Origin of the sequence: Streptosporangium sp. NPDC001681, assembly GCF_040298085.1 — a bacterium.
Lineage (GTDB): Bacteria > Actinomycetota > Actinomycetes > Streptosporangiales > Streptosporangiaceae > Streptosporangium.
Genome location: NZ_JBEOZN010000002.1, coordinates 15178 through 27762, shown reverse-complemented (window position 1 = coordinate 27762; position 12585 = coordinate 15178). Strand labels below are relative to the sequence as shown.

Annotated in this window: 14 protein-coding genes; 10 read left to right on the top strand and 4 right to left on the bottom strand. The window is 69.7% G+C overall.

Going from position 1 to position 12585, the window contains the following annotated elements; genetic code table 11:
* Nucleotides 1-73 precede the first annotated feature (73 nt).
* Nucleotides 74-1585 carry an aldehyde dehydrogenase family protein gene (locus ABT130_RS00995; RefSeq protein WP_350911053.1) on the top strand — a complete coding sequence of 504 codons (1512 nt, stop codon included), beginning with the start codon at nucleotides 74-76 and terminating at the stop codon, nucleotides 1583-1585.
* Nucleotides 1586-1766: 181 nt separating this feature from the next.
* On the opposite strand, the gene ABT130_RS00990 is transcribed toward ABT130_RS00995, so the two are convergent.
* Complete coding sequence (locus ABT130_RS00990) at nucleotides 1767-2912, bottom strand: epoxide hydrolase family protein (protein WP_350951781.1); 1146 nt, start codon at nucleotides 2910-2912, stop codon at nucleotides 1767-1769.
* Between the two features lie 52 nt (nucleotides 2913-2964).
* On the opposite strand from ABT130_RS00990, the gene ABT130_RS00985 reads away from it, so the two are divergent.
* From ABT130_RS00985 to ABT130_RS00965, 5 genes are all read left to right on the top strand, one after another.
* Complete coding sequence (locus ABT130_RS00985; RefSeq protein WP_350951779.1) at nucleotides 2965-3942, top strand: helix-turn-helix transcriptional regulator; 978 nt, start codon at nucleotides 2965-2967, stop codon at nucleotides 3940-3942.
* Between the two features lie 465 nt (nucleotides 3943-4407).
* Nucleotides 4408-5580, top strand: a complete 1173-nt coding sequence (rho, locus tag ABT130_RS00980; protein WP_350951777.1) for a transcription termination factor Rho — start codon at nucleotides 4408-4410, stop codon at nucleotides 5578-5580.
* A 350-nt stretch (nucleotides 5581-5930) separates the two neighbouring features.
* Complete coding sequence (locus ABT130_RS00975; protein ID WP_350951775.1) at nucleotides 5931-6185, top strand: hypothetical protein; 255 nt, start codon at nucleotides 5931-5933, stop codon at nucleotides 6183-6185.
* A 133-nt stretch (nucleotides 6186-6318) separates the two neighbouring features.
* Nucleotides 6319-7734, top strand: a complete 1416-nt coding sequence (locus ABT130_RS00970) for an RtcB family protein (protein WP_350951773.1) — start codon at nucleotides 6319-6321, stop codon at nucleotides 7732-7734.
* A gap of 5 nt (nucleotides 7735-7739) precedes the next feature.
* Complete coding sequence (locus ABT130_RS00965) at nucleotides 7740-8150, top strand: archease (RefSeq protein WP_350911041.1); 411 nt, start codon at nucleotides 7740-7742, stop codon at nucleotides 8148-8150.
* A 60-nt stretch (nucleotides 8151-8210) separates the two neighbouring features.
* Here the strand turns inward: ABT130_RS00965 and ABT130_RS00960 are convergent, their stop codons facing one another.
* On the bottom strand, nucleotides 8211-8987 hold the full coding sequence (locus ABT130_RS00960; protein ID WP_350911037.1) for an alpha/beta fold hydrolase: 777 nt from the start codon (nucleotides 8985-8987) through the stop codon (nucleotides 8211-8213).
* Nucleotides 8988-9044: 57 nt separating this feature from the next.
* Between ABT130_RS00960 and ABT130_RS00955 the strand changes: the two genes are divergently transcribed.
* Complete coding sequence (locus tag ABT130_RS00955; RefSeq protein WP_350951771.1) at nucleotides 9045-9518, top strand: MarR family winged helix-turn-helix transcriptional regulator; 474 nt, start codon at nucleotides 9045-9047, stop codon at nucleotides 9516-9518.
* 148 nt (nucleotides 9519-9666) lie between these two features.
* On the opposite strand, the gene ABT130_RS00950 is transcribed toward ABT130_RS00955, so the two are convergent.
* A complete protein-coding gene (locus ABT130_RS00950; RefSeq protein ID WP_350951769.1) occupies nucleotides 9667-10188 on the bottom strand; it encodes a phospholipase in 522 nt (173 codons plus the stop codon).
* A gap of 157 nt (nucleotides 10189-10345) precedes the next feature.
* On the opposite strand from ABT130_RS00950, the gene ABT130_RS00945 reads away from it, so the two are divergent.
* A complete protein-coding gene (locus tag ABT130_RS00945) occupies nucleotides 10346-10513 on the top strand; it encodes a hypothetical protein (protein ID WP_350951767.1) in 168 nt (55 codons plus the stop codon).
* A 116-nt stretch (nucleotides 10514-10629) separates the two neighbouring features.
* Here the strand turns inward: ABT130_RS00945 and ABT130_RS00940 are convergent, their stop codons facing one another.
* Entirely contained in the window at nucleotides 10630-11193 is a 564-nt protein-coding gene (locus ABT130_RS00940) for an NADPH-dependent FMN reductase (protein ID WP_350951765.1), read from the bottom strand.
* Nucleotides 11194-11306: 113 nt separating this feature from the next.
* On the opposite strand from ABT130_RS00940, the gene ABT130_RS00935 reads away from it, so the two are divergent.
* Nucleotides 11307-12230, top strand: a complete 924-nt coding sequence (locus ABT130_RS00935; protein ID WP_350951762.1) for an AraC family transcriptional regulator — start codon at nucleotides 11307-11309, stop codon at nucleotides 12228-12230.
* A 122-nt stretch (nucleotides 12231-12352) separates the two neighbouring features.
* On the top strand, nucleotides 12353-12550 hold the full coding sequence (locus tag ABT130_RS00930; protein ID WP_350951760.1) for a hypothetical protein: 198 nt from the start codon (nucleotides 12353-12355) through the stop codon (nucleotides 12548-12550).
* The last annotated feature ends 35 nt before the right edge of the window (nucleotides 12551-12585 follow it).

Here is a 12585-nt window from a genome sequence, read left to right as displayed (position 1 = left end):
GGTGGCACAGGTGGCCTCCCCGCGTCCGGCGGCGTGGCCGTACGAGACGAGGCGAAAGAGAGGATCGAGCCATATGGCCGGAGCGGGGGGCACCGGAAGCGGGGCGATCCGTGCTGCGAGCGGCTGCCGGAAGGCGCGCGTCGAGCACTTCGTCGGTGGCGACTGGGCGCCGGCCGGATCCGGACGCTGGTATCCGAACCGTTCCCCCTGGTCCGGCGAGGTACTCGGCGAGATCGCCGCCGGTGACGGTGAGGACGCGCACCGGGCGATCGAGGCCGCCTCCGCGGCGTTCGGCGGCTGGGCCGGGGAGTCGCCCTGGCGACGCCAGCAGATCTTCCTGCGCGCGGCCGACCTCCTGGAGGGGCGCCGCGCCGAGATCCTCGACGCCCTCGCGGTGGAGACCGGGTGCGGGTGCCACTTCGGCGGCGTCCAGGTCGACTTCGCCCTCAAGCTCCTCCGCCAGGCCGCGCAGCTGGCGTACCGGCCGACCGGGGAGCTGCTCCCGTCGGACATCGAGGGCACCCAGGCCATGGCCGTACGCCGCCCGGTGGGAGTGGTCGGCGCGATCGCCCCCTGGAACGCCTCACTCGCCCTGGCGGGACGGGCGGCCATCGGGCCGCTCGCGCTCGGCAACACCGTGGTGCTGAAACCCTCGGAGGAGTCCCCCTACACCGGCGGCGCGCTCTGGGCGGAGCTCCTCCAGGAGGCCGGCCTGCCCCCCGGCGCGTTCAACGTCGTCACCCACGCCCCGGGCGAGGCCGGCGACATCGGCGACGCGATGCTCACCAACCCCCTGGTCAAGCGGATCAACTTCACCGGGTCGACGCCGACGGGACGGCGCCTCGCCGAGAAGGCGGGCAGGCACCTCAAGCGCGTCGTGCTCCAGCTCAGCGGCCAGAACCCGCTCATCGTCGCGGGCGACGCCGAGGTCGGTTACGCGGTGGACGCCGCGGCCTACGGCGCCTTCGTCCACCAAGGACAGGTGTGCATGTGCGCACGGCGAATCTACGTCGAACACCCGCTGGCCGAGGAGTTCGCCGAGCGGTTCGCGGCCAAGGTGGCGGCGCTGCCGACGGGCGACCCGCGCGATCCGGCGACGGTCGTCGGGCCGGTCATCAACGAGTGGGCCCTGGCCCTCCTCGACCGCCGCGTCAACGAGGCCGTCGAACTCGGCGCCCGCATCCTGGCCGGCGGAGTCCCCCGGCCGCCCTGCTATCCGGCCACCGTGCTCACCGACGTCCCCGACGAGGCCGAGATCGCCCACGGCGAGACCTTCGGGCCGGTCGTGATCCTGGAGGCCGTCGCCTCGGCCGAGGAGGCGGTCGTCCGGGCCAACCGGTCGGATCTGGGCCTGGCCGCCTCGATCATCACGGGTGACAGCCGCCGCGGCCTGCGACTGGCGGCGAAACTGGACGTCGGCATCGTCCACGTGAACGACCAGCCGGTCAACGACGAGCCGCACATGCCGTTCGGCGGCGTCAAGGACAGCGGCTGGGGACGTTTCGGGCTCGGTTTCGCCGCCGAGGAGTTCTGCGAGCTCCAGTGGGTCACCGTACGCGACCAGGACCGGACCTTCCCCTTCTGACCTACCACCGCCGACGGCGGCCTGGATAGTGATCCGGGCTCCCAGGCCGGCCACTTCCGGCCGGCAACTCACGGTGGCCCCCACCGACGAGACCCTCTGACCTGCGTTTCATCGCGTCCGGGTCGGCTCGGTGTGGGCCGGCCCGGACGTGATCAGGTCGAACGGCGAACGTTTTCGCGTGTCATCGCAGGGGGCGGAAGAAGGTCCGGATGTCCTGGATGAGCAGGTCGGGGGTTTCCATGGCGGCGAAGTGGCCGCCCCGGTCGTATTCCGACCAGTGCACGACGTTGTGGTCGCGTTCGGCGATGCTCCGGACTCCGGCGTCGCCGGGGAACACGGCGACGCCGTGGGGCACTGCCGAGTATCCGGACGCGGCGCCCCATGATTCCTGTGTCTCCTTGTAGAGGCGGGCTGATGAGGCGGCGGTCCCGGTGAACCAGTAGATGCTGATGTCGGTGAGCATCTGGTCGACGTCCACGGCGTCTTCGGGGAGCTCGTGGGCCGGGTCGGTCCACTCCTTGAACTTCTCGGCGATCCACGTGAGTTGGGCCGCGGGTGAGTCGTGCAGGCCGAACGCCAGGGTCTGCGGCCGGGTCGCCTGGATGATCGCATAGCCGCTGCGGTCGGAGTCCTGGTATTGGCCGAGCCGGGCGAGTTCGGCCGGGGTGAGTCCCTCGAACTCGGCCGGGTCGCCGGTCGGGAACCCGAGGGCGCCGTTGACGTGCACGCCCGCGACGTGCGCGGAGTCGGCGCGGCCCAGCATCGGTGAGATGACCGCGCCGCTGTCGCCGCCGTGGGCGCCGTAGCGCCGGTAGCCGAGGCGGCTCATCAGCTGCGCCCACGCTCGCGCAACGCGGTTCAGGTCCCAGCCGGGCTCGGTGGTCGGCCCGCTGAAGCCGAATCCGGGAATCGACGGTGCGACGACATGGAAGGCATCGGCCGGCTCGCCACCGTGCGCGACCGGGTCACTCAGCGGCTCGATCACCTTCATGAACTCGGCGATCGAGCCGGGCCAGCCGTGTGTGATGATCAGCGGCAACGCGTCCGGCTCGGGCGAGCGGACGTGCAGGAAGTGGATGTCCTGCCCGTCGATCCGCGTCGTGAACTGCGGAAAAGTGTTCAGCCGCGTCTCAGCGGCACGCCAGTCGAAACCGGTCCGCCAGTACTCGGCCAGTTGCTGCGCGTAGCCCACCGGAACCCCGTAGGACCAGCCCGCTCCGGGCAGTTCGTCCGGCCAGCGTGTCGCCGCCAGCCGGGCGCGCAGGTCCTCCAGCCGCTCCTGCGGGATGTCGATCCGGAACCGGTGTATCTGCGTGTCGCCGTTCATGTCTGCCACGATAGGAGCCGGTTAGGCCAGGTCCTGTCCTAGGATGGTCGTCATGTTGGAGACATCGGCCCGGCTACTGCGGCTGCTGTCGCTGTTGCAGACGCCGAAGGACTGGCCGGGCACGGAGCTCGCGGAGCGCCTCGGCGTCTCGGCCCGCACCATCCGCCGCGACGTGGACCGGCTGCGCGCGCTGGGGTACGTCGTGCACGCCACCGCGGGAACGCCCGGATACCGTCTCGGCGCCGGCACGGGTGTTCCACCGCTGCTGCTCGACGATGACGAGGCGGTCGCGGTCGCCCTCGGACTCGGCACCGCCGCCGTCTCCGGCGTGGCCGGGATCGAGGACACCTCGGTCCGTGCACTCGTCAAACTAGAGCAGGTGCTCCCGCCCCGGCTCCGGCACCGCGTCGGCGCCCTGCGCACAGCCACCCTCCCGCTGGCGAACACGGCCGATGCCGTGGACCCGACGGTGCTCACCGCGATCGCCGCGGCCATCCGTGACCGAGACAGCCTGCGGTTCGACTACCGCGCCCACGATGGGACCGAGGCCCGCCGCACCGCCGAGCCGCACCGGCTGGTGAGCTCGGGCCGCCGCTGGTACCTGGTCGCCTGGGACACCACCCGGTCCGACTGGCGCACCTTCCGCGTCGACCGGATGCGCCTGTGCTCGCCGAACGGGCCACGCTTCACTCCCCGGCAGCCACCCGGCGGCGACCTGGCCCGCTACGTCGCCGAGCGGATCTCGGTCAGCCCATACCGCTACCGCGCCCGGTTCACGATGCACGCCCCCGCCGACGTCATCGCCGCGCGGATGCCGCCGACGGTCGCGACCGTCGAACCCGACGGCGACGATGCGTGCGTGCTCAACGCCGGCTCGAACTCCCTCGACGAACTCGCAATATGGGTCGCGCAGATCGGCGTCGCCTTCGAGGTGCACGAACCACCCGAACTCATCGAACACCTGCGCACACTCGGCACCCGCCTCCTCGACGCCACCCGGTGGCCTCCGGAGGCCGGCGCAAATCGGTGATGCGCGGGTTCCGGCTTCATAGGTGGCGGCGTACCGTTCGGCGAACTCTCAGCCGGTGGTCGATCAATTCGACCGCGGCGGTGGCGCCGCGCGGCTTGGGCCGCTCCAGCGTCACATCCGCCTGAGGGTCTCTCGTCCTCGGCAGGTGGTACGCCAGGATCCTGGGTTGCGTTCGACCCCGGGGATGGTGTTACCGTGTAAATGGCTCGTCGATGTGATCGATCTGATCCCTTTTCCGATTCAGAGCCCTTCTCCAGCCGCCGCTGAGCGTCGGTATTCCGCTTTCGCCCACTGCTGAGGGCGTCACTTCCCGTTCGGCAACCGGACGGCGTCATCACGCACCTCTCTTTGTGCGCGTGAACCGCCCGCCGCCTGCCAGAACTTCATCGCGCCATGCCCGCCATCGGGCCGAATAGGCGCGCATCCCCCTTTCCATCATCCATTTCCGGTCTTAAGGACACGCCCATGACCATCACCACCGACAAGCCCTCGAAAAGAAACACCACGACCACCGCCCCGGTAGCCCGGAACAGCACACGCCCACCCGCCGAAGAACGGGAGGTGACCGGGTTGCTCGACGTCCGCGACGGGAGGGCCTACCTCAGGGCGAGCGGCTACCTCCCGGGCGAGGACGACGCCTGCCTGCCCGCCGCACGAGTGAAAGCACTCGGCCTGCGCCCGGGCGACCTGATCACGGCACTCCTGCGCAAGCCGTACGGCAAGCCGGCCGAGGTGGTGTCGATCGACGGCGCGGAGCCGGGCGGCGCACGGCCGCACTTCGCCGATATGACGCCCGTCCACCCCCGCCGCCGCCTGCTTCTGGAGACGGGATCACCCATCACCCGCCTGATCGACCTCATCACCCCGGTCGGCCTGGGGCAGCGCGGCCTGATCGCCGCGCCGCCGAAGACCGGGAAGACCATGGCGCTCAAGGCGATCGCCGACGCCATCGCGGCGAACCATCCCACTGTCCACCTCATGGTGGTACTTGTGGGTGAGCGCCCCGAGGAGGTCACCGACTTCCGCCGGCAGGTGCGCGGCGAGGTGATCGCCTCGACGTTCGACCAGCCCGAACGCGACCATACGGCGCTCGCCGAACTCGCGATCGAGCGGGCCAAACGGCTCGTCGAGCGTGGCCGGGACGTCGTCGTCCTCATGGACTCCCTGACCCGGCTCGGCCGGGCGTACAACGTCATCGCCCCGAAAGGCGGCAGGACGCTGACGGGCGGGGTCGACGCGTACGCCGTCCACCAGCCGAAACGGCTGTTCGGCGCGGCCCGCGCGACCGAGGAGGGCGGCTCGCTCTCCATCCTCGCGACCGCGCTCGTCGAGACGGGCTCGCGGATGGACGACTACCTCTTCGAGGAGTTCAAGAGCACCGGCAACATGGAGCTGCGGCTTGACCGGACTCTCGCCGAGCAGCGCCTGTTCCCCGCCGTGGACGTGACCTCCTCCAGCACACGGCGGGAGGAACTGCTCCTCGCCGACGACGAGCGAGAGATCATCTGGAAGCTCCGGCAGGTGCTCGCGGGCCTGAACCACGAGCAGGCGCTCACCGGGATACTCGACGGTCTGCGCACGTCACCGTCCAACGCCGTCTTCCTCCGGCAGCTCGCGCTCTCACAGGCTCCCCGCTGAGGCCGGCGTTGCGGCAATCCGGCGGTGGTGCAGACGCCCGAGCCGGAAGATCCATGGAGGCGATGCGATCACGGGGGCGCGCGACATGTGCACAATGACCTTCGGGGAGCATGACGATCAGGAGGGCACATCGCCGGCTCCCGGTGAAATCCGCACCACGACTCCCGGCAGGATCTTCTATGAAGATGATCAGCAAGTGGTCGTCGTCCCTCGCGCCGGCTCCGGCGGCACCGGAACGGTCCTCGTCGATGGGACCTAAGGACCGGCCAACGAAGGACGTAAGTCCCTGTGCCGCGAGTATCGGCCCCGGCAAGGGTGAGAAGGAGAACACTTCCTGGGAGGTGGATCTGATGTCTCAGTCCAAACCCAGTACGGTTCCGGCGTCCGGGGAAACGCACTCGCTCGAGGTCGAGCTGAACCTTCTCAAGGCCCGGGTCAGCAGGATCGAGAAGCAGATCCAGGTGCTGGCCGAGGCCAATCTGGCCCTCGCGCGGGGCATGGAGGCCGGCCCCATGCAGGAGCCCGGGCAGATGCACCCCGAGCAGGCCGCGCGGCTCGCTCACGAACTGTTGCTCGCCGCCGGCCTCGTCAGGGGCGGGGGTTGACACGGCATGAGCCGTCGGCACGCCTCCACATCCCCCCAGCAGGTGATCGGCCGCGGTTCCGTCGCAGGCACCGGCCGGTGACGCGGATCGGCGACGGACTCGCGGCGGCCACCCCGATGCGCCGGGTCGAGATATGACGCGATACGACACCTCCACGAGACTCATCCAGGAGACGCCCTTCCGGTTCCGGATCGACCGGCACGACCACATGCCGGTCCCCGGGATCGTGTTCGCCTCCGGTGACCTGCTTCCCGAAGAGCAGGCCTTGCGGCAGGTCGTCAACGTGGCCATGCTGCCCGGCATCGTGCGCGCCTCCTACGCCATGCCCGACATCCACTGGGGGTACGGCTTCCCGATAGGCGGCGTGGCGGCCACCGACATCGCCGCGGGCGGAGTGGTCTCACCCGGCGGAGTCGGGTTCGACATCTCCTGTGGAGTACGGCTGCTCACCGTCGCTCTCCAGCGCGACCAACTCGCCACCACGCTGAATCGGCTCATGGACGAGTTGGACAGGACCACACCCCGCGGAATCGGCCAAGGCGGGCTATGGCGGCTTTCCGAGGGGCAACTCGAAGGGGTGCTGTACGGCGGTGCGGGCTACGCCGTACAGCACGGCCATGGCCTGCCCCGCGATCTGGACCGCTGCGAGGACTTCGGGGCGGTCGCCGACGCCGACCCGGCACAGGTCAGCCCCCGCGCGGTCGAACGAGGCCTGGTCCAGGTCGGCAGCCTCGGCTCCGGAAATCACTTCCTGGAGGTCCAGGCGGTCGAGAAGATCTACGACCCGGCGGTGGCGGCCGCGTTCGGTCTCCGGCTCGGCCAGGTATGCGTGATGATCCACTGCGGGTCGCGGGGCCTGGGACACCAGATCTGCACCGATCATGTCCGCGTCATGGAAAAGGCCATGCCGGGTTACGGCATCAGCGTCCCGGACCGGCAGCTCGCCTGCGCCCCGGTCGAATCCCGCGAGGGCCGTGCCTACCTGGGCGCGATGGCCGCCGCGGCCAACTACGGCAGGGCCAACCGGCAACTGCTCACCGAGGCCACCCGCACAGCGTTCCGCCACGTGACCGGCGCCACCGTGGACCTGGTCTACGACGTGTCGCACAACCTCGCCAAGATCGAGGTACACGAGGGGATGCGGTTGTGCGTACACCGCAAGGGCGCCACCCGGGCACTCCCGCCGCACCACCCCGACCTACCGGCCGATCTGGCACCCTACGGCCAACCGGTGCTCATTCCCGGCACCATGGGCACCGCCTCCCACGTACTCACCGGCGTGACCGGCGCAGATGCCTTCCACTCCACCTGCCACGGTGCCGGCCGCACCCGTAGCCGCCACCAAGCCGCCCGCTCCATCGACGGACGCCGGCTTCGCGACCTGCTGGAGGCGCAGGGCATCGCCGTGCGCGGCTCGTCCTGGCGCGGCTTGGCGGAGGAGGCTCCGAGCGCCTACAAGGACGTCGACGCCGTGGTGGCCGCCGGCGTCGGAGCCGGCCTGTGCCGCAGGGTCGCCCGGCTGGTCCCGCTCGGCGTGGTGAAGGGCTGATCCCGGTGAAAGGCCACCGTGCCCTGCCCCACACCGCCGACGCCCGCATCGAGGCGTGGGCGCCCACCGCCGCCGAGTGCATCGCCGAAGCGATCCGCGCCATGATCGAAGGCTTCGCCGATCTCGGCCACGCCGAAAGCGACGCCGTCCAGACGGTACGCATCGGCCCCGGCTTCCCCGAGGACCAGCTCGTGACAGCGCTCGACGAGGTGATCTACCGCATGGACACCACCGCGAGGATCCCCTGCGGCGTCGAAGCGGGTGAGGATCAGAGCGGGCTGTGGCTGCGGCTGGACATGGCCGATGTCGCCACCATCTCCCAGATCGGCGCTCTCCCCAAAGCAGTCGCCCTGCACGACCTGCGCTTCCTTCGTGAACCCCGCGGCTGGACCTGCGCGGTGACCCTGGACGTGTGAGTGAGCGGGGAGTCCGCGATGCCTGCCGGAACGGGCTGATCGGAACTGTCGGCGGTGTGGTCACACGGTGCGCAGGAAGTCTTCGAGGATCTCGTTGAAGATGTCCGGGCGCTCCATGTTGGGGTAGTGGGCGCTCCCGTCGACCGAGATCGCGCGGCCGTCGGCAACGGTGCGGACGAGGCGTTCGGCCATGCCGATGTGGTCGGGCGAGTCGATGGCGCCGTTGACGGCCAGCACGGGAACGTCGATCCTGGCGACGCGGTCCCAGGTGTCGCGCACCGGGACGAGCAGGTTGGGTTCGTCGCCGGTGTGCTTGGACATGGTGCCCCGGGCCATCCGGCGCAGGCGGCTCACGACCTCGGGGTCGAGATCGTCGAGGGTGCGGTGCGGGCCCGCGGCGAAGAGCATGAACCCCTCGACCGAGGCATCAAGATCACCAGCGGCCATCGCCGAGTGCCACACGGCCATGGCCTGGGTGGTCCAGGGGTCGGTGAAATACGGTTCGCTGGTCCCGGCGCCGCTGACGACCACGGCGCTGACCAGCTCCGGGTGCTCCAGCGCGGTGTCGACCGCGACGCTCGCCCCCATGGAGACTCCCACCAGGATCGCGGGGCCGGTGCCCAGGTGGCGCAGCAGCTCGGCGAGGTCGTCGGTGAGCCGGAACGACTCGGTGGCGTTGGCGGACCGGCCGTGGCCGCGGGCGTCGGGCGCGATGACGCGGTACCGCGAGGCGAAGACCGGAATCTGGTCACCCCACATGCCGTGGTCCACGAAGCCGCCGTGCAGCAGGACGAGGGGTCGGCCAGTGCCGGTGTCGAGCCAGAACAGATCATTCATGACAACCAGGGTGTCATTATTGGCCAAAGATGACAACCCAGGTGTCATCATGGTGAGGTGAGCGAAACAGACCGCGGCCTGGCGTCCGAAGAGTTGGCCGACCGGCTCATCGAGGTGTTCGACCTGGTGGGGCCGCTGTACCGGCGCGCCCAGCGCAAGGTGGAACAGGACGCGCCCATCGAGGGGCTGTCAGTCGGGGTGCGAGCCGTGCTTAACATGCTCCGCGAGCACGGGCTCATGACCGTCCCCCAGATGGGTCGGGCCCAGGCGCTGAGCCGCCAGTTCGTGCAGCGCATGATCAACGATGCTGCCGCGCGACGCCTGGTCGAGTTCGTCCCCAACCCGGCGCACAAGAGGTCCTCCCTCATCCGATTGACCGAGGAGGGCCAGGCCGCCATCACCGCCGTGATCGACCGCGAGCGCACGGTGCTGCGCCAGGTCGGCGGCGACCTGACCGACGCCGAGGTCACCGCCTGCGTCCAAGTGCTCTCGCGCCTCCTTCGACTCCTCGACAACGTCGACATGGATTAAGCCCGGCCGATGCGAACATTCACCGGGAGTCCGGCCGTAGGCGGGGAGTTCGAGCCGGCCGTCGCCACGGCTACCCCCGGACGTGCCGGGCCGGCACGTAACCGGCCCGGCGGCGGTCAGCGGGTGGGAGTGATCCCGCGTGGACGGGTCACATCTCGGTGGTCTGGGCGGCCTGCTCGGCGGTCTGGCGGATTCGTTCGATCTGCGCCTCGGTGACGTTGAGGGTGCCGAATTCCCTGACCGCCTGGTAATAGGTCCAGGCGAGGCCGTTGCAGGTGTTCCTGGGGATGGTGGAATATCCCGCGCAAACCTGCTTCATATCGAAGTAGAACGCGTCGTCGATGCGTGCCTTGTTCGCCGGGAACTGGCTCACCGCCTTGTAGTTGCGGTAGCCGAAGTCGTGACGTCGGCACGGCATTCTGAAGTCGAAGCCGAGTGGCTGGTCAGGGCTGCTCGAACAGAGGTCGGTCGACCAGTCGAAGGCGTAGTCCGCCCAGCCCGCCTGGTTCTGCCAGGCAGAGCGCCAACTGGCGGCGCTGGACGCCGTGGGCTGGCTGAAACCGGAAAGTGCGGCGAGCTTTTGCTCCAGTGTCACCGCGTAGGCGGGCAGTGTTAATCCGAGTAATGTGACGAGGGAGAGGGCGACGGCTGCGAGGGCTCGTTTGACCATGGGCTCTGCCTTTGTCTGGGGGATGCCTCTCATGGCAGGTTTCTGCCATCGCCTAACAATGAAACGAAATAACCTGATATGCCGGAACGGATCTTCGTCAAGATCGGCATGGGTGTTCGTAAACGATCGCTCTTTACAAGAATTACAACATCCTGTAATGGCACGTTTCGAAAGGCCGAATCACAGGGGTGTGCCCCTGTTCGCGGCGGCCCGGGGGGTAACGGCGGCACTGCGCGCCTGCGTCCTCCCCCCGGCCACCACCGAGGACGATCTCGTGGTCCTGCTGGACGAGATCCGTGCCGCCGCGAAGGAACTCGCCGCATGAGGATCCGCCGGTTTGCTCGGCGGCCGGGGCGACCTCCTCGACGGTGGCGGGCGGGAACGGAAACCCCACGGCGCCACCGGCATCGCCGACATCGCCGACATCGACCCAGCAGTCGATCAGCTCGCCGGCGCACCCCTGAGCGGACGCAGGGCGGAGCCCCAGGTGAGGATCTGGTCGAGGACGAGGTTCAGCCGGTCCTCGTGAGCGGCGGCGGGCTTGGAGCCGTCCGCGAAGTCGCTGTGGATCGACAGCCCGACCTGGTTCGACACGGTGGCCACACTGAGCAGGCCCAGGACGTGCCGCAGGTGCGAGATCGCCCGGGGCGCGCCGTCTACGCCGTAGCCGACGAAACCGGCCGCCTTGTTGTTCCATTCCGCGTACAGGAAGTCGAGGGCGTTCTTGAGCGCGCCGGGGTACGAGTTGTTGTACTCGGGGGTCACGATCACGAACGCGTCCAGGGACGAGACCTTGGCCGACCAGCGCTTGGTGTGCTCGTGCTGGTAGTTGCCCATGGCGGGGTGCTCGGGCTCGTCCAGGTTGCCCAGGTCGTAGTCCTTCAGATCGACGAGCTCGTACTCGGCGTCGTCTCGTTTGACCGCCAGGTCGCGGACCCAGTGCGCCACCGCCTCGCCGTTGCGGCCGGGACGGGTGCTGCCCAGGATGATGCCTACCTTCAGCATGTCAGTGCTCCCTCAATCGGTTACGTGAACCACCGTAGGGAGACCTGCTGAGATACTGAATGCGCTGCTGTCCAACATTTATACGCCAGCGTCTCAGGCCATAGACTGGCCGCATGGATGCGCTGAGCGACGTGGCGGCCTTCATCCGGTGCGGGCGCCCCACCTCCGCCCGCGTCTCCTGGCGGGCGCCCTGGGGTGTGTCGTTCCGCGCGACGCCCGGGTCCGCGGGTTTCCAGGTGGTGCTGCGCGGGTCCTGCTGGCTCATTCCCTCGGATGGCGAGCCCGTTCCGCTGAGCATGGGCGACCTGGTGTTCCTGCCGCACGGCGACCTGTTCGGGCTGGCCGACGATCCCGCGAGGCCGCTGGTCGAGTCGGACTGCGACCCGCATTCCGAGCTGTTCACCTCGGCCGGTTTCGGTGGCGCCGGGGCCGAGACGGTGATCCTGTCCTGCGGCTACCGGCTCGCCCCCGACAGGACTCACCCGATCCTGAGCTCGCTGCCCGGCGTGATCCACCTGCCCGCGACGCTCGGCAGCCATCCGGAGCTGCGGGCCGCCGTCGAGCTGCTGGCCGCTGAGATCGACAACCCGCGCCCCGGCACGGACACCGTTGTGTCGTCCCTGCTCGACATGTTGCAGCTGTACGTCCTGCGGGCCTACTTCGAGACCCAGGACGAGCCCTGCACGCTGTCCGGCTGGGCCGCCGCGCTGGCCGACCCGGCCATCGGCCGCGCGCTCGACGCCATCCACCGCGACCCGGCCCGCCGCTGGACGGTCGAGTCGCTCGGCGCCCACGCGGGCCTGTCGCGCGCCGGCTTCGCCCGCCGCTTCACGGGGCTGGTCGGGCAGCCGCCGCTGGCGTACCTGACCTGGTGGCGGCTGATGAGCGGGGCGCGCATGCTGCGCGAATCCGACGCGTCGGTGGCGGAGGTGGCCGAGCGAGTGGGGTACGGGTCGGAGTTCGCCTTCGGCAACGCCTTCAAGCGGGAGTTCGGCGTGGCGCCCGGCCGGTACCGCCGCCGAGTCGCGGTGGCCTAGGCCCGACGGAGGCGGCCCCGCCCCCGGCCTCCGGCCCAGGCCCGGACGCGCCCGCCACGGCTCTGTACACGGACTTCTCAGCACCGACCGGAATCGCCTTCGACCGCGCCGGTGCCGTGTACGTGTCCAACTGGTCGGGCGGAACGGTCGAGCGCATCACACCCGACGGGAACCGGTCAACCGTCGCCGAGGTGGAATCCCCCGCGGGTCTGGCCATCGACGAGGCGGGGAACCTGTACGTGTCCGGAGCGAAACAGCTCCGACAGCCGCACCTGTCCGTGTGGCCGGCACCGGGCGTCACCGATCCCGGCCTCCTGTGATCACCGAAGCCGGTCCCAGGTGGTAGGGGCCGCAG

What these genes read in the sequence shown, in the direction of transcription:
- ABT130_RS00995 (WP_350911053.1), top strand. Translation starts at nt 74, where the DNA reads ATGGCCGGAGCGGGGGGCACCGGAAGCGGGGCGATCCGTGCTGCGAGC.
- ABT130_RS00990 (WP_350951781.1), bottom strand. Translation starts at nt 2,912, where the DNA reads ATGAACGGCGACACGCAGATACACCGGTTCCGGATCGACATCCCGCAG.
- ABT130_RS00985 (WP_350951779.1), top strand. Translation starts at nt 2,965, where the DNA reads ATGTTGGAGACATCGGCCCGGCTACTGCGGCTGCTGTCGCTGTTGCAG.
- rho (WP_350951777.1), top strand. Translation starts at nt 4,408, where the DNA reads ATGACCATCACCACCGACAAGCCCTCGAAAAGAAACACCACGACCACC.
- ABT130_RS00975 (WP_350951775.1), top strand. Translation starts at nt 5,931, where the DNA reads ATGTCTCAGTCCAAACCCAGTACGGTTCCGGCGTCCGGGGAAACGCAC.
- ABT130_RS00970 (WP_350951773.1), top strand. Translation starts at nt 6,319, where the DNA reads ATGACGCGATACGACACCTCCACGAGACTCATCCAGGAGACGCCCTTC.
- ABT130_RS00960 (WP_350911037.1), bottom strand. Translation starts at nt 8,987, where the DNA reads ATGAATGATCTGTTCTGGCTCGACACCGGCACTGGCCGACCCCTCGTC.
- ABT130_RS00950 (WP_350951769.1), bottom strand. Translation starts at nt 10,188, where the DNA reads ATGGTCAAACGAGCCCTCGCAGCCGTCGCCCTCTCCCTCGTCACATTA.
- ABT130_RS00945 (WP_350951767.1), top strand. Translation starts at nt 10,346, where the DNA reads ATGGCACGTTTCGAAAGGCCGAATCACAGGGGTGTGCCCCTGTTCGCG.
- ABT130_RS00940 (WP_350951765.1), bottom strand. Translation starts at nt 11,193, where the DNA reads ATGCTGAAGGTAGGCATCATCCTGGGCAGCACCCGTCCCGGCCGCAAC.
- ABT130_RS00935 (WP_350951762.1), top strand. Translation starts at nt 11,307, where the DNA reads ATGGATGCGCTGAGCGACGTGGCGGCCTTCATCCGGTGCGGGCGCCCC.